Origin of the sequence: Nocardia sp. NBC_00881 (assembly GCF_045207455.1) — a bacterium.
Classification (GTDB): Bacteria; Actinomycetota; Actinomycetes; order Mycobacteriales; family Mycobacteriaceae; genus Nocardia.
Map to the genome: position 1 here is coordinate 6,705,589 of NZ_CP108798.1, position 20,623 is coordinate 6,726,211.

General features: G+C 67.9%; 1 protein-coding gene (cut by both window edges). It reads left to right on the plus strand.

All 20,623 nt of this window come from inside a single coding sequence — locus OH799_RS28730, GNAT family N-acetyltransferase (protein ID WP_406270362.1), on the plus strand. Of the gene's 177,828 coding nucleotides, 41,785 precede the window and 115,420 follow it; the stretch shown corresponds to coding positions 41,786-62,408, spanning codon 13,929 (partial) through codon 20,803 (partial); the first complete codon in view begins at position 3. The start codon and the stop codon both lie outside this window.

A 20,623-nucleotide genomic window follows, 5' to 3' on the forward strand; every position in this document is an offset into this window, starting at 1 on the left:
ATGGCGTGCGCGGACTGCCCGAGGAGAACGCCGAATCCGATGCCGAGCAGCTGGCCCGCGCCCACAGACACCATGCTCTGGCGGTCGAACTGCGCCGGGTCCGCAGCAAGCACCTCGCGATGGGCGAGCGGATCGAGACACTGCTACAGGAGTGCACACTGCGGCCGAAGCTGCGGCTGGACGATCCGGATGCGCAAGCGACAGCGCAGCGGGTGCGTGGTGAAGCGCACCGGCAGCTGATCGCCGAGCTCGGCCCGGAGTGGCTGGCCGAATTCTTCGGCGGAAACCCGCCTGATGAACTGAATCCGGTTCAGGTACAGCGGGTTCAGCAGGCGCTGCTGGACCAGCGGCCTGGTGCGGGCAAGGCGGCGGTCAAGCACCGCCATCGGCTGGACTGGGCCACGGAGGTGATGCGGCACGACGATCTGGTCGAGGCCGTCGCCGAGAACGCGGCGCTCTGGCAGCGGCGTCAGCTGGTGCGGCTGCAGATGGTTGCCGCCGCGGATCCCGCCGATGTCGATGCGCTGGTGGTGCGCGCCGGGGACGGTATCCGCCCGGTGGTGGCCATCCCGGTGACTGCCGAGCCGACCTGCTTCCGGGAGTCGATGGAAGATACCTGGGCTACCGCGGGCGGCAAACCCGAAGGCGCACTGGACGATCTGGTCGAAACTGCCGGCGGGGTAGAAGGCAAACACGGTGCCGAATCGGCCCGCGCAGACTGGGACAAGAACGGCCTCACCCTGCACCAGGCCCACGATCTGGTAGCCGACCCGGACAACGAAGTCGCCTCGGTGGCGGTGGCAGTCACCTGGCGTGGCCGCGTCAATGCGAACCGGACCGGATCGCAATCGCATATGGTGACTTTCAAGAAACTTGACGGTCGAAAGAATCCGCACGGTCCGGTGATGGTGCTCGACCGTGGCAAGCTGTACCACTTCACGGCGTGGCTGGAGTTATTCGGCCCGCTGATCGAGAAGAACCACTTGATCGTGATTCTGTGGGCACTGGAGGAGGGGCAACCGGGTCGGGCAGCCCGCCCGCTCGCCAAAGGTCAACGCTCGGACGCTGTCGTCGCTGCGGACTATCCGGACTCGTTGATCGCGGGGGCAGTATCGGCACCCGCCGTCGAGGCTGCCGCGCCGCCTGCCCCACCACCACCGCCACCTCCGCCGCCGTCGGATTCGACGGATATCGGTTCCGCGCTGCGGAGCATGCGCGAACGAGACCGGCTGCTGTGGGACGAGCTGCACAAGGACCGGGTGCTGGGGTCGCTGCTGCCCGCCGATTCCGCCGAGCGAGCACAGCTGTTCGCCGCGGAACGGGACAGTGCCGGGCAGGAATTCCCGTACGAGCTGGTGACTCGAGTCCAGCGCGCCGACTGGCTGCGCCGCCGGGCGGACCGGATCACTCAGCTGGAAACGCTGCTGTACCAGGCGAATTCGAATGGTCTGGACACGGAAGAGCTGCGTCGCGCGGTGCAGCGGCTCCAGGTGCTGGCTCAGCGCATCCACGACATCGAGCTGCAGGACCTGGCCTTGGGGCGGGTCCGCGGCATGGCCGTCGACGTGGCGAAATACCGCCGCGACGCGGTGCCGTCGCCGCCGGACAGTGTGCTGTACGCCGCCACAATGCTGGACCAGCTCGGTGATGTGCTGCTGGGCGAGCAGTTCGACGAAGCGGAGATCCGGGCGAGGTTCCGGCGTGCGAAGGCCCGGCTGGTCGAGCTGCTCTGGCTGCGCGGCGATCCGGACCTGATCGCCGACGAGGTACTGGAGAATGCCGCGGCCGCGCCGGTCATGCACCGGGACAAGGTGACCGGCGAGCTGGAGCAAGTGGACTGGCGCCTGGGTGTGCTCGCCGAACCGCTCACCGACGAACAGCGCGCCTACGGGATAACCGATGAGCATCGTGCCGAAGACCGAGCTGCGTGGGAGGAATGGCGCAAGCAGGTAGTGACCGGCGGACGGCAGGTGACCATCGACCGGTCGGCGGCGCTCACCGAATACCTGGAGCTGCGGGAGCTGGTCCGGTTCTACGACAAGATCCACGCCCGGGACGTCACCCTGCCGCAGCTGGAAGCCGAACTGGACCTCGTCCTGGCCGAGGCGACCGCACCGAAACTGGACGCGGAACTGCTCCGGATCCGCGACGAAGCGGAACTGGAACGCGAATACCTGCGCGCCGCACTGAAGGACGCGAAGCTTCCCGCCGCCGACCTCGGCGTCGGGGAAAGAACCGGAGTGCCGTTCCGGGTCGACCCGACGGTTGGGGCGGGGCGGTTGGGGGAGTTGCGACGGGATCGGGCTCGGATCGCGGCCAACTTCGTCGCGCTGCTCGGTACCGAGCTCGGGATCGGGCCGGTGGACCTGGAGCCGGGTCGGCTTACCGGGCTGATTGCGAAACTGCAGGCGCAGCTGGTTGATTCGGCGGTAGTAGGGGCGGTGCGGTCGCTGCGTGAGCTGGACGCGGTGATCGAACTGTGGGTGCAGTTCGATGCCGCCGATATGCGCGCCGGGCAGATCGGCATGCTGGCCGACGATCTGCACGAGGCACATCTGCGCGGTGAGGATGCCGCTCCGGAGTTGGTGGCGCAGATCCGGGGCATCGAACAGCTGGCTCGCCGTCGGCACGCACTGCAGCAGGAGCTGGACGCGGCGAACGAGACACTGCGCGACAGCGGTGTCGGTGCCACCGGAGCCGCGTTGGCACACCAGTGGGATCGGCAGTTGCGACTGGTCGGCAAGTTCGCGCGGCTGGTCGGGGTCGACAACGCGGGACTCGGGCAGCTGCCTCAGTTGGCGGCGGCGCAGGCCCGGCAGACGCTGGTGGCCAACAAACTGCGTGTGGCGGCCGCTCGGCTCCAGCTGCTGGACGAGATGATCGCGGTGGACAACACCTGCGATGTGCTGCGCCACCGGATCCGCGACTTGGACGAGCGGATCGACGCCGCCTTGGCACAGGCGCTGGCCGCACCTACCCCGGAGCAGTTCCAGGACGGCGACCGTGCGCACCGCTTCCCGGACTCGGGCGACGGTCGCAACGACTGTGTGCAGCTGACCCTGACGGTGCACCGGGAGCGGACTGGAAACCCCGATGTCATCGTGCCGGAATACACTGGCCCCCAAGGTGTTCGGCTCGACGACTATATCGCCGATGCCGATATGACCTGGGCAGATGTGCAACAGTTCCCGGTCGGCGCGCTGCACCCGCTGCAGCCGGTGGTGAACGCCTTCCGCCGCCAGGTCGGCAAACTGGACGCCGACAAACGCAATGGCGCCTCGGTTTTGGTGGTGATCGGCTATGCGGCGCCCGACAGGCACGGGGTCGGCGGCCACACCCTGCGGCTCGAGTACAACCACGGTGCGGTCACCGTCCAGGAGAAGGGCGTCGAAACACCGTGGGCGCAGTTCCGGACTCGCCGGACACACCGCACCGACATCACGGGTGTCTGGACGATGGCCGCCGACCCGGACGGCCGGTCGTTCCTGCTGCCCGGCTCGGAAAAACTCACCCTGACACAGGGATTCTGGGTCGGCGCGACCCCGGCCGATCCGAGCTGGATCCCCCCGGCCGACCAGCGGGGTGTGGTACTGCCCGAGATCCGGCGTGGCGAACTGGGGCCGGCGATGGCCTCGACCCGCGTTATCACGGCGTGGGAGCGGGAAGCGACGCAGGCTGCGATCGCCGCGACCGAAGCGCGATTCGAGGTCGATTTCGAGGTCGATACCGCGACTGTGGCACCCGAGGACCTGGCCCGGCTGCACGCTCTGCGTGGCCGCCTCGGCGCGGGATTCGCCGAGCTGCACCAGATGAATCCGGCGTTGCTGACCCCGGCGCGGGTGCGGGAACTGACCCCGACCGGTGACCCGATGGGTCAGCAACTGCAGGCGCTCGACGACACCATCGATCACGCGGGCGCCTTCGTCGCGGCCCGGTCCTGGGCCGAGGCCATCGAGGCACTGGAAAAAGGTCTGCGGCAAACGAACTCGTCCAGGTTCGGGCAGCTGCACCGCACCGCCCACCTGCTGGAGGCCAATGCGCTGGAGCGGGAGGAGATCCGCAAGCAGATCGCGATGCGGGAATCGCAGATTCTCTCGTATACCAAAGACTTAGGGGTCGATCTGGGTGGACTGGCGCCGCTGGGGGACCGGGCGACGGTCCTGCTCGATATCCGCCGGGACGGTCAGCAGCGGCTGATCGACGAGATCGGCCGGATCGACCAGAAGCTGTTGGCCGTGATCTTCGACGGCGACGTCCCTACCGGGATCTGGCGTCATACCGAGCTACAGGAGGTCGAGGATGCGCTGAAGCACGACGCGGAACTGCTGCACTGCGCGAACGCGGCCGCACAGCTGGCGCTCCTGTCCACCGTCCAGGTCGTCGTCGACGCGGTCGAGGAGCTCGCCTGGCAGCTGGTCGAGCTCGACCATGCCCGGCACGCCATTCTGGCGCAGACCGTCCGCAGTGCGCGGCAACAAGCGATCCTGATCTGGGCGGGTCTGTTCGCCGGTATCGAGCCGGGCCGGTCCGCCGCGGTGATCGACCGGCGGTGGCGCCTGCTGACTGCGCAGGAGAAGAACCTGCTGATCGCCGAACTCCGGGAATGGGTGGCCACGACACCGGGCGTGTCCTGGGATGCGCGCGACCAGGCGAACCGCGCGCTGTTCGCGGCGGAACTGGCTGATCTGCTGGCCGCCCAGGAGCGAGGGGAGCTGCGCGTCGACGAACAGGAACGACTGCGGACCCTGAAAACCCGGGATCTCGACCTGCACGACTTGGACGGTTGGGCGGCCAGGACAGGGCGTCCGGTGTATGTGCTGGCCGCCGATGGGCCCGCTGATCCGGATGGCGCGCTGATGTTCTTCCTCGGCGGGCCGAAGGTGAACGAGATCACCGCTACCGTAATGGGGTCCGAGTCCGAATCGTCGCAGGCACTGATGTACGCGCGAATGGGGCTGGAGGACCGGGACGACACCCGCGGTGCGCTGGTGTGGCTGGCGCCCGAGACCCCACCGGCGGTGGCGGGCCACCAGTTGGCCCGCGACCTCGACGGGGTCGTGGAATCCTGGGATTACTACCGGAATCGGACTCCGTACGCCGCAGGCGGCACGTTCCATATCCGGACGCATCTGGAAGCCGCCGAGATCACGGCGGTCGCACAGCGCGATCTCGACACCCGACCGCCGACGGTGAACCTGCGCAACCAGATCGTCACCTTCCGGCCGAGCTACGAGTCGCATGTCCGATCCACCAAGACCGAACATGCCGTGCGGGTGCCGTTGACCACACGCACCACCGAACTGCGCGCCTTGTGGTCCGACGCCGACGCCCGTGCCGGCAACGCCCGCGACGCGATCGAATCGCTGGCCGCCGACTGTGTGGAACTCGGGGTCGCGTCGGAAGCCGTGTTGGCCGGTGACCCGGCGGCGATCCGGGAACTGGAGCTGCTGGCGGGCGACCCGCGGACCGCGACGGACGGAAAACTGCTGCGCTGCATCCAAATCCTGCGTCTGGCGCACGAGTTGGTGCGGGCCCGGGCTCGGGCGGGCGACATCCGCTCGCTGCTGGAGGATCTGGCGAAACTGGAGGAGGAACAGGCCGCGGCCGAAGCGGAGTTCAACCAGCTGCGCGACGCTCACCTGGCGGTGTTCGGCGAGGACGCCGATGTGCTGGCGAACGCGCCGAGGGAGATGACCCCGGTGCGCGACCGGGCAGCCGAGGTCGGCAACCAGCTGGCGCAGCTGCTCGGCCTGGCGGAGATGAAGTGGACGACCGCGGTGCTGCGCCGACGCGTCGCCGCGCTGGGCGCAGGCCAGCACGCGGAGCGGGCCGGAGCGTTGCTCGACCGCCTCACGGGACTGGGTGACCTGGAGGCCGCCGAGTACCGATGGTGGCAAGTGATGGCGCCGAAGCGCCAGGCTCGGCTGGGACAGTTGGCCGGTCGACTCGACGCGCTGCTGGACGAACAGCGGCTGCTGCGCAACCGTCGGGCCGAGGCGCGGGAACGGATCCGCGCGGTGGCTCGCCACGAGGAGCTGCCGTGGCGGGAATGGGGCAGCCCGACGCAGCGCCCCGGCGTGCTCCGATACCTGCGCGCACAGCGCCACGACCAGCTGCTCGCCGCAGTCGATCCCGGTTGGCTGGCCCGGCGATTCGGCGGGCAGGTGCCGCAGGAGCTGACTCCGGAAGCGGTGCATGAGCTACTGATGGAGTTCCAGCGGTACCCGCGGTTGGCGAACGCCGAGGCCCTCGCGGCGGTCGAGGCGCTGTACCGGATCGACGCCGCGCATGCCGCGGCCGTCGAGTTCAACGAATCCACCGTGCTGCTCGCCGGAGTCGAAGGGCGGATCGATGCCCTGTTGGCCGAACGTGCACCCGCAACGCTGCCGCCTCGCCCACTGCACCCGCCGCCCGTTGTGGAGAAGCCGGCCGGTGTGGTCGCACGGGCCTTGGCCAAGGTCCGTGCACTGCGCGGCGGGACCCCGGCAGGCGGCGACGCTGTCACCGGCCACCAGCGGCCGGGTATCGCACTGCGCAACCAGTGCGGGGTGGACCTGGTCGATGATGTCGTCGCCGTCACCGGCCGCGAGGGCCTCGGCTTGGACCCGGCCAATCCGGATGAGGGCACCCTGGTCAGTGCGATCGTGGATCATCTGGCCGTCCTGGGCGAGCTGCCGGTCGCTCCGCAATGGGTGGCCGGCATCGGCGGCGCCTATGACCTGCTGATGGCGGTCGGCAAGGACCGCCATCGCCGGAATCCCGGCAGTGGCAACGGAATCGGCATCTTGCTGTTCGACCCGAAGGTCATAGGCCGTCGCGGCGACGGCGATATGGGCCACGGCCGCTGGCTGGTGCGCTGGGTCGAGAACGGTCGGGTCTTCGCCGAGCTACGCGACCGAAGAGGCAACATCCTGGACCCGAATTTCGTGCCGAAGCAGGAGGATCGCCTGGGGCGAGTGGCGGCGATGGTGCTGGACCGGCACGGTGAACCGGTGTGGCTGGCCGGTCCGGACGGGCTCGACCCGGCCTGGGATCCGCAGGACGACTTCGCTATCGGTCGTTCGCCGGAGCCTGCGCTGGTTCCCGGCACCCGACCGTCTGTTGCAGCGCTGGTGGCGATGCGCCGCCACGCCCACCTGGCGTGGGAGCGGTTACACGACACGTTGGTCGACGAGCACCACCATGAAGTGCCGGTGCGCCGGGGGTCGGCCACTCGGCGGACCACCACCCGCGAGCTTCGTGCGGCGCGGGTGACGTTGGCGAGTTTCCTCACCGACGTGACCGCGGCCGAACTGGCCAGTGACTTGCGGGCTCGGCTGGTGTTGGCGCGGCTGCGCCGCCAAGCGGACCTGCCCGACGCGGTGGCCGAGGCGGCCGACAAGTTCGAGGAATCGCATGATCGGGCACAGCGATTCGCCGAGCACGACGCCCATGCCGACACCACGGCCTTGGTGGACCGGGTCGACGCGCTGGCGCACTACACCCGAGCCCGGGTACGGCACGGTCTGGCGAACCAGGCGGAACAGGACCAGGTGCTCGCCGAGGTGGCGCGGCTGAACCGGATGGCCGCCGCGGTACTCGATGTCGAGCACGAGAGCGAACTGCCCGCACGAGTGCGCGGTATGAGTATCGAGAGCGTCATGGGTGCCTACGGTTGGCATCCCGACGATGAACTGCCCGAACCGGATATCGAAGCCCATATCCGGGACCTCTTCACCGACGCCCACGAGAAACTCACCGAGGCGCTCGGCACCGATCCGGCGGAACTCGACCCGATGGAACTGGCGCGGCGGACCAGGAACATCGAGGTACGGCCGGAACACGCGGGCGGGGTGGAGTTGACCCTGGCCACGCTGGGAGTGGTCTTCGAGGAAACCCGCCAGCTCAAAGCCGCGATCGACCGGATCTACGCCCGCGAAACCACTCTTGCCGCGCGCCGGAAAGCATTCGCCGAGGCGGTGCGGGCCGCGACCGCGACATTGCCCGAGGATTTCCCGACCGGTACCGATATTGTGTTGGGCGAGTGGCTGGTTCGGCTGCGCAATGACGCGCTGCGGCAGCGTGAAGCCCGGCGTGGCGTCATGGCCCGGGTCGGCGTCGCAGCGGAGGCGGTGACCGCCGCCACCATCCAGGAACTGCCGGTCCGACGCGTCCGGCAGGCCACAGCCTTCTCCGACCTGCTGCATCAACAACGGTCGGTCCCCAAACCGCAGCGTTCGCTGTCGCCGGACGAGGTGACGCACTGGGTCGAGCAGCTGGAGCAGGAGCACGCACCGAACCAGGAGCTGCTGGCGACCGCATTGCTCTTGCGCAACCTCGATATCGCCAATGCCGAACTGATCCCGCTGATCCGCGCCAACGCACACATTATCGCCGTCGACATGCTGGAAAACGGTCTGCGCGAATCTTATTCGCAGCTCCGGACCTCGCAGGCCGACTCACTCGAAGCGAGCCGCTGGGCCGCGCGGGTTGGTCTGCTGAATGTCCAGCGCGACGAAATCGCCACCGTGGTCAAGGAATTGCAGACCACCGTGGCCGAGCTCGACGGGACCTGGACCGAGCTGGAGGAGCTCGCCGACGAGGCCGAGACGACCTTGGACGGGCTGGGTGACGGCCAGGACCTGGTCGACGAACTGGAGCGGATGACCGCCCAGGAACTGTCGATGATGGACCGGGCGCTACAGCTCGGCGCCATGACCACGATGGCGAAGACCCGGGCCACGCTGCTGACGAAGGTCGATCGGCTCACCGAGGCCCTGGACACGCGGCTGGCAGCGCTGCCCGACCTGTTCGCCGGAATGGCCACCGAGCCCGATACCGACACCACCGAACAGGAAGCAGCGGCGGACAATGGCGCCGTTATCGCGCCGGATACCTTTGTCGGAGTCGGCAAGTGCGCTGCGCCGGTAGCAGCGATGACCCGGCATCACGTCGGAGCGGACACCGGGTCGCTGCTGGCCGCGCTGCCGCAGCTGGTGCTCGAGGACGCCGCCGCCGCGGGCAATGTGACCGAGGACGTGTTCATCTCCGCGGCCATGGTGGGGAACTGGGCGCTGTGGTTTACGAAACTAGGCCCAGACCCAGCACAAGCAGCCGGGCCACTTGCCGAGGCGGTCGAGGAGGTGTGGCGCAACGGCGGTGTGCGCGCACTGGTTGTCGGTTTCGGCGACAAGGGTGGGCACGTCATCGGACTGGAACGCGCGGTCCGCGACGGCAAAGACACGGTGGTCATGCGGCACGTCGACGAAGACGGCTGGTGGCGGGAGTTCGAGGGCGCGAAGCTGGTCAAGGAGGTCGCGCGCCTGGACCGGGATGTGACCGAGGTGATCGTCGCAGGCGTCGACGGCAACGGAAACAAGTTGGCGGAGTTCATCGAGGACGACCGCGCGGTGGCGATCCGCAACGCCAAGACGCTGCAAGGCAAGCTCCGCGGCGTCTTTTCCGCCGGCGATATGACCGTGCCGGAACCGTCCGGGCGGCCGCGGATATCGCGTGACACCGGAACGGATTTCACCACCGCCGTATGGCCGAGGGACCCGAATGCCGTCCCGCAGGGACCGCCGACTCGCGTCCCATGGAGCTGGAAGAAGGGCCAGCGGAGGCAGCTGGAGGAGGAGAACTGGGCTGCGGCCTTCCTGGCCAAGGAAGGTTGGGAGATCTGGCAGAATCCGGAAGTGGAGGGTGCCAAGAACCCGGACTACCTGATCGGCTACCGGGACCCCGACGACCCGACCGGGCAGACGCTGCTGTACCGGATCTTCGACCACTATGCGCCGGGCTCGAATAAGACGGTCATGATCCGCGCCGGAATGGTGATGAAGATCCGCAAGGGGCAGACCAACCGGATCGTGCTCAACCTGACCGGCAGCAAGGCCAACCCGGAGAACGTCCTGGCCGCCCTGCGGGAATACCCGATCGAGGGCCTGCATGAGGTGCTGCTGATCACTCGGGACCGCAAGGTCATGCACCTGGACCTGAGGGCTGACCCCGACACTGATGTCCCGGTCTGGCGGGCGGTGATTCCGGCAGGCCGCGAGGAATCGGCGGTGGCCGACTATCGCCGTCCGCTCCCGGGGAACTGTGTTCCGTATTCCCTCGGCAAGTACTGGGAGGCCCGCGGGCTGCCCGCCCCGTTGTCCTTGGCGGGATATAAGGCACCGCGGAAGGGTGTTCCGCCGCAGGTAGCCAGGAAACTGGCCGAGGGCGTCTGGTATCCCGGTGGCTGGGCATCCTTCACCGGCCCCCGTGATCTGCTGCTCGATCCCACCAACGATCTGACCACGATCACGGTGATCTACTCCCACCTGGGATTCCAGGTCCCGGGTGAGCCGGGTGCGCATATGGTGACCTTCGAACTCGACGACCGTGTCGTCCTGGTGCACTACTACGCTCGCGTCGTAGGCGAAGACGGAGCCGTCACCTATGAGGAACGCACCAGAACCTTCGACGAGTGGGACAAGCCGCGCAATGTGGCGAAGGTGTTCGTGATCTTGCCGGAAGACAGCAATATCGCGGATACCAGCTACGAACCGAGCGCGGGATTCGACTATCCGATCGCGAATATCGCGGGCGAGCTGGATGAGCTGCGCGTGGCAGCCGAGCCGGGCGCGGCACTGGCCGAACTGCGTCGGCGCAGCGACGAGATCTGGTGGAGACGGCGCCACGAGCTGCAGCGGGTGCACAAGACGAACAAAGTGGACCCCGGGTCCACGGCGCACGACACCCTCGACCGCCGATACCGGCAAAGCCTCGAGGCGGTGGCGGACGATCTCGGCTGTAGGACATCGGAGGTGGATGGCGACCTGCCGTTCCAGCGGGCGCTGGCGAACGTGCGCCATCAGGACACCATGCCGAAAGAGCTGCAAACCGCGATCCGTGATATCCACACCCAGGCGACCAGGTTCAAGAACTACGATCGTCACGGCGAGCTGGTCGAACTCACCAACCGGTTCGACATTCTGCTGCACAATGCGACAGCCCTGGTACAGCAAGGGATCTGGAACGACGAGCGGATTCGGCCGCTGCTCGCCGCGGCGACCCGGCTGAACCAGCTGGCCGACGTGGTCAACGACCTCCGCGCCACCGGGCTGCGCCCGAATGTGCGGGAGTTGCGCGGTCTCATGGCCAAATACGGCTGGGATCCCGAAGACATTCTGCCCGCCACCGTGATCGAGCAGTACCTGCGTAACCGCCTTGATGAAGCCCCCGCCCGGCTCGCGGAACTCGAGACCCCGGCCAGTGCATTCGAGGCGCTGGAGAAATCCACGCTGGAGGACCTGATCCTCGAGGTGCCGCAGCTGCTCGCCGTGATCGACGAGATCTACCGCCGTGATGCCGAACTGCGACTGCACGACACGGAATTGCGCGACCGACTGAATAAGGTTCTCGCGCAATTCGCTACGGAGATCCCGACCGAATTCACGATGGTGCCGGGCGATGAGCTGACCCAGCTGCGCCGCGACGAGGGCGCGAAGGCCATCGACCGTCGTAAGCAACTGACCATGTCCGGTATCGGCGCACAGGCAGTGAACGCGGAGTCGCTGCGCCGGCTTCAGGATTCGCGCGGCGAACTCACCGGCGACGAGCTGCGGGAGCGCGACGGCATTATCGGCATGCTGACCACCGTGGTCCGCGCGGGAACCCGGGTGCAGGCGATCGAGACGCTGGACCAAGCGCAACGCCGGGCCGAGGCTCAGCTCCGGGCGGTGCCGGCAGGCGACCCGCGGCAGCGCCGCTGGGCGCAATGGCGCGACCGGCTGGCGACCGAACGTCGCGAAATCGACACGATGGCAGGCAAACTGCGCCAGACCCCGGATGTCGTCTACCAGGCCTTCGACCACTTCGAGGCGCTGGCCGAGCAGTGGGTCGACCTGGACCTGCTCGGTGTCGATGGACCGCAGGGCCTCACCGAGGACTCGGAGCCGATGGCCAGGCTGCGCGACATCGTCGAGGGTGGCCGTGCGGCCGGTGACCCCGAACGGTCTCGCGGACTCGCCAAGACCCTCGCGGCCGCCGTCACCTACCTCGAGATCGCCGACCTGGCCGACCAGGACGAAGCGGCGTTCGACGAACGCCTCGCCGGCCTGGCCGCCCTGCTGGCTGCGGAACCGACCGATCCCGAACCGTCCGCAGGCCGGTCGGGCATCGGAGCTGTCGACGTCCCGCGTGTCGTGCGGCGCGTCGCCGAGGCGGCCGCGGCCAATGCCGAGGAGACCCTCGAACGGGTCGCCGAAATACAGTCCGACTTCGAGCGATTGGGCTTCGCCGAGGCATATCCCGATGTGCAGGAACGGCTGGCTGCGATGGAGCAGAACGCCGTTGGTGAATCGATGCCGTCGGTGCCGCCGTCGCGCGAAGAGGTGCGGCGTCTGCTGGAGATTCGCCTCAACAGCCTCGCCGCCGGCCTCGGGCTGCCGCTGGTGGCCAGAGATCCGCAGGGGTGGCGCAGGATTGTCGCGGAATTGCGCGAGCAGTGGGCGGCCGATCGGCGTGCGCTGGAGGCTGAGCAGGATATGGAGCCGGGGCTGTTGGCCGAGCTCCGCGCCGAGCTGCTCGACCGCGGGCGGCGTATTCGGATGCTCGACGGTGTGGCCAAGCTATATCTGCATGTCGGTCTGGAAACCATATCGGCCCAGAACGTGTTCGACATGGTGGTCAATAAGCGTGAGCCGCTGGTCGATCGCTACCTGATGAACCTCTGGCAGCGGATCGCCGACTTGGAGGACTGGACGCGGTTCGCGGCCGTTGTGACATCGCACGAAGACTGGACTGCTCGCTTCGACCGTGAGATCCAGGCCGAACTCGATCGTCTCCGCGTCGATCCGGGCTGGGCGCCGGATGTGGTCGAGTACGCCCGCCCGGGCACCCCGGTCGGGGTGGGTATGTGCGCGCCGCCGGTCGTGGATATGGCGCGTGCGTTCCGCACCCGGGTGACCGGTCGGCGGATGCGGGCAATGCCGCGGCTGGCAGTGCATGCGCTCGCACTCGCAGGCCACGTGACCGAAGAGGCGTTCCTGCGGGCAGCGGAGGTCGGGGACTGGGCACGGACGTTCGACAATGTCGCCGAAGCGGTCGACGAGGTGTTGCACAACGGCGGTATGCGGGTGTTGGTGGCGGGCTCCGGGGAAGTGGGCGGCCACGCGATCGGGTTGGAACGCGTCCTCCGCGACGGCGAATTCGCGGTGGTGTTGCGGCATGTCGGCAAGGACGGGGTGTGGCGGGAGTTCGAGGGCGCGAAGCTGGACGAGGAAGTGGCGCGGCTGGATCGCGCTGTGGTTGAGGTGGTCGCGGCCGGTGTCGACGACAACGGCGTGGAGTTGGCACCGTTCGTCGAGGGCCGTGACCGGGCCGAGTGGATCCGCGATATCAAAGCGCTGCAAGGGAATATCCGCGGCGTTCCGACCGACGCGCCACCGCGCGCGGGACCACCCTTCCGCCGTGACCCGGGCACCGTCTTCGGGATCAAGCAGCTGGGCGAGAACCTGCACCGGGGCCCGGAATTCCTGATCGAGGACCTCCGCGACGGGCTGCGCCTGCACCGCGTCGACCGGCTCGGCTTCCTCGTCGAGGAACGCCGGGTGTTGGCTGTGGTCGTGGACAAGCGTGAGGACCAGATCACGCTGTACCGTCGCATCGAAACGATGTCCGGTGAGGTCAGGGATCTCACCACCACTTATTTCAGCGGCACTGCCGGTAGCGGTTTCGAGCCGCCCGCCGAGGTGCGTTCGCAATTGCAGAAACTGGCGGACAGGCAGGTTCCGATGCGGAAGCAGCTGGAAGCCGCTGGTTTCCACCGCATTGCGGACCGGGTCATGCGGCTGCGGCACCAGGGCACCGAACTGACCGTGGAACTGCGGCTCACCGGACTGGTCGAATTCCACACGCCGGTATGGCAATCCGCGCTGCGCACGCTCATCTCGCAGTCCGAGATCGTGGGTGTGTGCCCGGTGCCGGGCGATGACGACGACCGGACCGGTCTGCGGCTGAGCAACGGCTGGCTGGAGTACACGCTGGCCAACGACGCGGCCATGGTCCCGCTCCAGACCGCCGTGGTGCGGCCGATCACCGCGGCCGAGATCGGTGTCAGTCCGTTGCCACAGCACACCGAGTCGAGCGGATTCGTCGTCGCAGGCAAGAACCCGACCGAGCTGATCCGGCGGATCACCCAGGTCAACGGGATACCGCTGACGAAGATCAAGAAGTGGATGCTGCCGTTCGACCTCGATGCGGTCGACGCCTCCGAGGAGTACGTGTACGTCGGATCGGGGGACGGCTTCCTCGGGCCGGAAGACGATCTGGTCGACATCATGGCCCGAGACAACGACCTGGTGCAGGCGCTCGGACTCACCCATGCGCAGATCGCCGAGGCGATCCGCACGGGCATCCACCTCGCTAACGAATATGAGGTGAATAGTTACCTCGACGAGGGCGGCTACCAGCAGCGGGTCGTTGTGTACGGCAGTCTCGGGCTGCAGGAGTCGCCGTGGCGGGACGGGACCACCGGCTCGCGGAACTACGAGATGACCAATATCGAGACCGGCGCGAGCCATCGGACTTCCGATCTCGGCGCGACGATGATCGGGCTCTATGGGTTCTACCAGGGACCGGGATCGCCGTATCGCGATGCGCCGGAACAGATCATCGCCGCCCACGGACACCTGCTGGCAGCCGTCGGCGGTATCGAGCGGTTGCGCGAGGCGGTTGCACAGGTCGACCTCGACCACGGGTGGGCGTTGCCCGAGCAGCCCGTTGCCGAGCTCCAGTCTGCCGTGGCGGACGGGGACCCGCCGCTGCTGTTCGGGCGGGACCGCGACGGCACGGTGCGCTGGTTCGAACCCGGCGATGTGCTGAGCCACACCCTGTACGAATCCGACGGCCAGGACAGTCCGTTCGACGTCACCAGGCTGATGGACCTGGAGCACCTGGCCGGAGACCAGCGTGACTCCGAGGGTCGGCCGGAGCAGCCGGACGGTGACCAGCGCGACTCCGAGGGAGATGAGCGGCTCGTCGTGTCCGGGATGTTGTTCCCGGAGCAGCCGGACGGCGACCAGTTCGTCATCCGGGTCAATGTCGGCACCAACGAGCAGCCGAACTGGACCCAGCTGTGGATCGGTCCGGAAACGCAGCGGCGCTTGGTAACCGGTCACCCGGTGCTGGCCGAGATCGGCGAATCGAGCGATACCGCGGTCTCGCTGACCTATGACCCAGATGAGCCGCAGCTCGTGGTCCGTTCGGTGCCCGGCGACCAGCCCGGCGGTCAGCGGTACCGGCTGTGGAGTCGCCAACGGAGGGAGTCCGCGGAGCCGTTGCCGGACGGGCTGCGCAAGATCACCGACTGGCGTCCGCCGCTGCCGGACTGGCTGCGTGGGGTCGACGGGACCGCGACCCCGGTGGTACCGGATGTTCGCAGGGTGCCGAATCACTGCGTGCCGGTGATGATGCGGCAGCTGGCGGATCTCGGCGTGCCGGTGGCGCGGGTCCCGGGCCAGGACGAGGTGGGGCTCCGGGGCATGACCTTGGCCGCCATCGAGGAGTGCCTGGGTGTGCCGCTGGTCGAGCTGGTAGTGGATCCGGAGCATCCGGAGGGCCCGCACGCGGCGTTGCAGGCGGCACTGGACTTGGCAGGCCCCGGGGCACACGCGGCCGTGGTGAACGTGTTCGAGGACATGCCGCCCGCGGACACGGTTCCTGAGAAATGGTGGGAGCGGCTCTGGCGGCGGCCGAAGCCGGAACCGGAGCCGGGGCTGCTGGAGGCCGACGGGCACGCGTTCGTATTGGCGCACGGTGCACCCCTGCCGCAGGATAAGCGCCGGGTGGTCCGGGTGATGGCGGTGATCTTCGACGCCGTGAAGCGGGTGGTCCCGTTCGACCCCGAGGTGGTAACGGTGAACCCGCAGGGCTGGGGCACCCTGGAGATCGGCGCGGCTACACCGGATCTCAACGCCCTCACGCGCGAGGACGCCGGATCCGCTCCGGTGATCCGGGTGGCGGTGCCGAATGCAGATAGCCCGCAGCTGATCCAGCCCGGTGGGGCGGGCAGACGGCGACAGCGGCGCGACGGGCGAGCCGATGTGCTGTTGCGCAATGCCCTCGACGTGCTCGCCGAGCGCGGGCCCGCGGTGCTGGGGCGACCGGAATTCACCTCGACCGAGGAGTTCACCGCGCCTTCGCGGTTTGCCGATGTGCACACCAAGCCCATCGGAACTCCGACACATGTCGCCGACAGCTGGACGCTGATTCCGTGGCTGCAACTCACGGACGAGAACGATGTCGCCGCGTTCTTGGCGCAGGCCGGCTACGACGTCGCGCAGAACCCCGAGATCGAGGGCTTGAAGAAGAACCCGGATTACCTGATCGGCAAGGAACTGCGGGTATTCGATCACTACGCGCCGCGGACCAATAAAGCCGAATCGATCCGCGGCACTATCTGGCGCAAAGTCAAGAGCGGGCAGACCCAGCGGATCGTGCTCAACCTGTCCCGTTGCCATGCCAACTCGGAGAATGTCGCGGACTACCTGCGCCGCCACCCGGTCAAGGGTCTGGTCGAGGTCATCGCGATCACCAAGCGGCACGAGATCATCCACCTCGACCTGCGCCCGGAGTCGATCGGCAGCTGGCGGGCAGGCCGAGCGATCAGCGATGACGGCAGGAACGGCCTGGCCGGATATCACCGGCCATATCCGGTGAACTGCCTGCCGGTGGCCGCCACCGAGATGTGGCACGCCCAGGGCCTGCCGGTCCCGGATACCCTGGCCGGATTCGTGGTGCCGGACAATGGGACTCCCGGCGAGATCGCCGAAGGCGTGGTCAACGGCTACTGGTATCGCGGTGGCTGGGGCGAGCTGAGCGGGCCGCGGGACTTCCTGCTCGACCCGAAAACCAGAGCGGCCGGGATCAAGTCCATCACGGTGGCGTTCGCGTACAAGGGTTACCAGCGCAAGGGCATACCGGGCGCGCATGCGGCGACCTATCTGCAGTTCGGCGACGAGGTATGGGTCCGCGAACCCGGCAAGAAACTCGTCCGCTATGACCGGTGGGACAAGCCGCACAATATCGCCAAGGTCTACGCGCTCGTGCCGCTGCTCGATCCGAAGGACGCGCCGACCGACGAGCCTATCGCCGGCGTGGACTACCCGATCGCGAATATCGCTGCCCGGGTGAATGAACCGGACAAGATCGGCCTCGGCGACGCCCTGATCCGCCTGCGTCGCCGTTCGGCGATCGCATGGTCGAATCTCACCGATGCGCTGCGGGACAAATACGGAAAGAACGCGTTCGCGTCCAACTCGCCGATCCCGGGCCACGCCACTGGTCGCTACAACCAGTCACTGACCAACTTCGCCCGCTATCTCGATGTGCCGAGGCAGCTTTTGTTCGGTCCGGTGGGGATGGTGCGCGCCGCGGTTGAGCTGCGTGACCTCCGGGCCCGCGGACTCGCCTCGGATCTCGTGGAGCGTGCCGCCATCCGGTTCGCCGACGACGCCGAATCGACTCGATTGTTCTCCGAACGCGATGAGCATGCCGAGAAGATCTGGACGATCAACGCGCTGGAGAAGCTGGTCGCGTTCGCCGCGGCGCGGGTACAAAACGGTATCTGGCCGGTCGAACGACTGCATCCGCTGATGACCGCGCTGGCCCAGTTGAACGAGTTGGCCGCGGAAGCCATGCGTCTGGAAGACGAGGATCTGTGGCCGGAGGATGACGATCTGGGCCTCGACATACTCGGCTTCGGCTGGGATCCGGCGCAGGAAATTCTCCCGACCTACGAGGTCGAACAGCGGATCCGTGCCGCCGATCCCAACAGCGCCGAGGCTCGGGCGCTGGTCGACCGGATCGACGAGGTCTATCGGCGTGACCGCGACAAGCGGCACCACAATGCCGCGCTGCTGCTGGCACTGATGGACATCGGTCCCGAGACCGCCCCGGACATCAGGATCCCGCTGGAGCCGGTCCCATTCGACGACCTGATAGCGATCCGCGACACCGCGGTCATAGAGGCAGGCGACAACCGTAAACAGCTGGTGGATTACGGTGCGCCATTCGGTGTCGATTCGGGTGGCGTGCTGAATGCCACGATGGTGCAGCAGCTGGAGGCTCGTCTCGTCCTCTTGCAGGCCGGGGAGCATACCGATCCGGCTGTGCTGCGGATCCTGCGCATCGCAATCCAGTCCGTACAGAAGGCCATCGCGGCGGAAACCCGGGCACACCGGATCGAGGCGTTGGACAACGCGCTGTGCTGGGCCCAGGCGCAGCTCCAGGTGGCGACGACCCGGCGCGACGAACCGCAGCAGCAGCGCTGGCAGGAGTGGCATGACCAGCTGAAGGAAGCACGCGCGCACCTCGTCGCACTGGCCGAGCGGGTACTCGATGTCCCACGGCAAATGGACGCGGCGCTGGCGCGGCTGCTGGCTCGGGCCGATGACGAAGGGATCGGCATCGAGGTCCAGCAACCCGGGGCCATCGCGAGTCCGGATCTGGCGGAAAGCCTGCGGGAGGCCCGCGACCAGCTGCTGGATGAAGGCAATGTCGATATGGCGGCTCGGCTGGATGCCGTACGGCAGTTCGCCGTCGCCTGCTACGACGCCCTGCAGCCCGTTCTCCGACAGGGCGTCCTGGACGAGGCCGCGTTCGACGCGCAGCTGTCCACCATCCCGGATCTGCTGGAACGGGAGCCGAACCGGCCGCAGCGGGTGGCCGCGAACGATGCGACCGTGCCGTGGGTGCGGCGCGGTGCGCTGCACGAGCAGCTGCTGGTCGAAGACCAGGTCCGCGCCGGGGAGGATGTCGTGCGTACCCGACGGCTCGACCGGGCCGACATGGTGCTGGACACGGCCCGGGATGGGGTGGCGGGTGCGGTGTCGGTGCGACTGTTGTGGCACGATTCGCTGCCGGCCATCGACATGAACGGTGCGCTGATCGACGACGAAGTTCCCGCTCCGCCCGCGGAAGTCACTGCGCCGGAGCGCTCAGAGTTCACGATCGGATTGGGCGCGGAGAACGCCGAGCACGAGATCTGGCGTGTGTTCGGCACCGTGTCAGGGCCGGACACGCTCGCCGCTCGGGTGCGGGAGGTCTCGGAAGCCTTTGCCGCGGAGCATGGTTCGGATGACATATCGCTGGTTGCGGTGTTCCGGATCGACGAGAGTCACGACGCCGCGTCCCGAGCCGTCGACGCCGTGGCGGTGACCGGCGCGGCGCTGGCAAAGCGGATTGCGGCATCGGTGGCGGCCCGCGCGGAGCAGCGGCCCGCAGGGAACCCCGGAACCGTGGAATTGGGGGGACAGCACGACGGTGTCGCGGTGGCCCGGTCGGCCGCGGAACAAGGCGAATTCGGTGCTGCCGTAAGGCTGACCATCGACCGGGAGCGCCGAGTGCTCACCGACTCCCGGCCCGCCGACACCGAACGCACTGGCAACGCGAGGCCGGTGTGGGACTCGCTCGACGGGCTGGAGCCTGCCGCGCTCCCGCTGCGATGGCACGGGCTGGGTGACGAGGTTCAGAAACTCCTGCTCGACGTGGACCCGGAGAAGGTCGCGCTGATGCCCGGTGTGCCACCGGAGCAGGTCGACTCGGCCTGGCGGGACGGACTGACCCATGCCCGATTCTGGCTGCGGCCGCTCGGCGACAGCGACTGGCTGCGGCATATCGACGACACCGTGACCTTGGTGACCGAGGCCGAAAGGCTCGCGGAAGGTCTGCCGGGGGCGCCCGACGTCGAGATTTCGCGGCTCAGCCTGAAAGATCCGCACCACGGGGTCGGCCCGTCCGGGATCGGATTCGGCAACGCCCGCGGCGCCGCGCGCGTGATCGTGGATGTGTCCGCGCAGCCATTGCCGGGTCGGATCGATCGGGCCGCCGACCGTTATCGGGCGGCGGTGGCGGACGACTCGACAGTGGCGGTGATCGCCTGGCACGAACCCGATAACCGGCAGCCTCCGCAGCTTGCCGCCTGGCTGGCGAACCTCATTCGGACACTGAACTTCTGCGCCGACCTCGACGGCAGGCCATGGCCGCGGATCGAACTGGTCGGTGACGATCCCGGTGTCGATATTGCTATGAATGCCTGCGCGGCACCGGTATTGGCGCAGGAACTGCTGGAACAGGTGGAGCTGCCGTTCGACATGGACGGCCTGGATCCGGCTGCGGCCCAGTTCGGTCTCGTCCCGATCGCGATCCCCGATGCGGCCGCGCTGCTGGACAGTCTGCGCAAGAAACCGCACCTCGACGAACCGTTCGGCAACCCGATCGACAGCGTCACGCTGCCGGTTCAGGTGGACGGCAACGAGATCGCCCTGACACTGGAAAGCGACAACCCAGGCCACTGGCGGGTCCGGCCCGCGAACGGCACCGGCCCCAGAATCGGCAACGCCCTCGCGGATGCGCTCGGCTTCCTGCGGGCGGGCAGCCCCGGTCAGCTGGCCGAGAAGATCCAGGCGCAGATCGACCTGGTCGACGTGCCCGGCGGACCGCAGGGCACCGCAGGCTATCTGCGTCCGGGAACCCCGGTGGGAGTGGGGAATTGCGCACTCCCGGTGCTGAATATGACGCGGGCCGAAGTCGCCGCGACATTCCCCGATCGGGTGCTGCCGGAATCGGCCATGGTGCGGATGGAAGCACAGGCTGT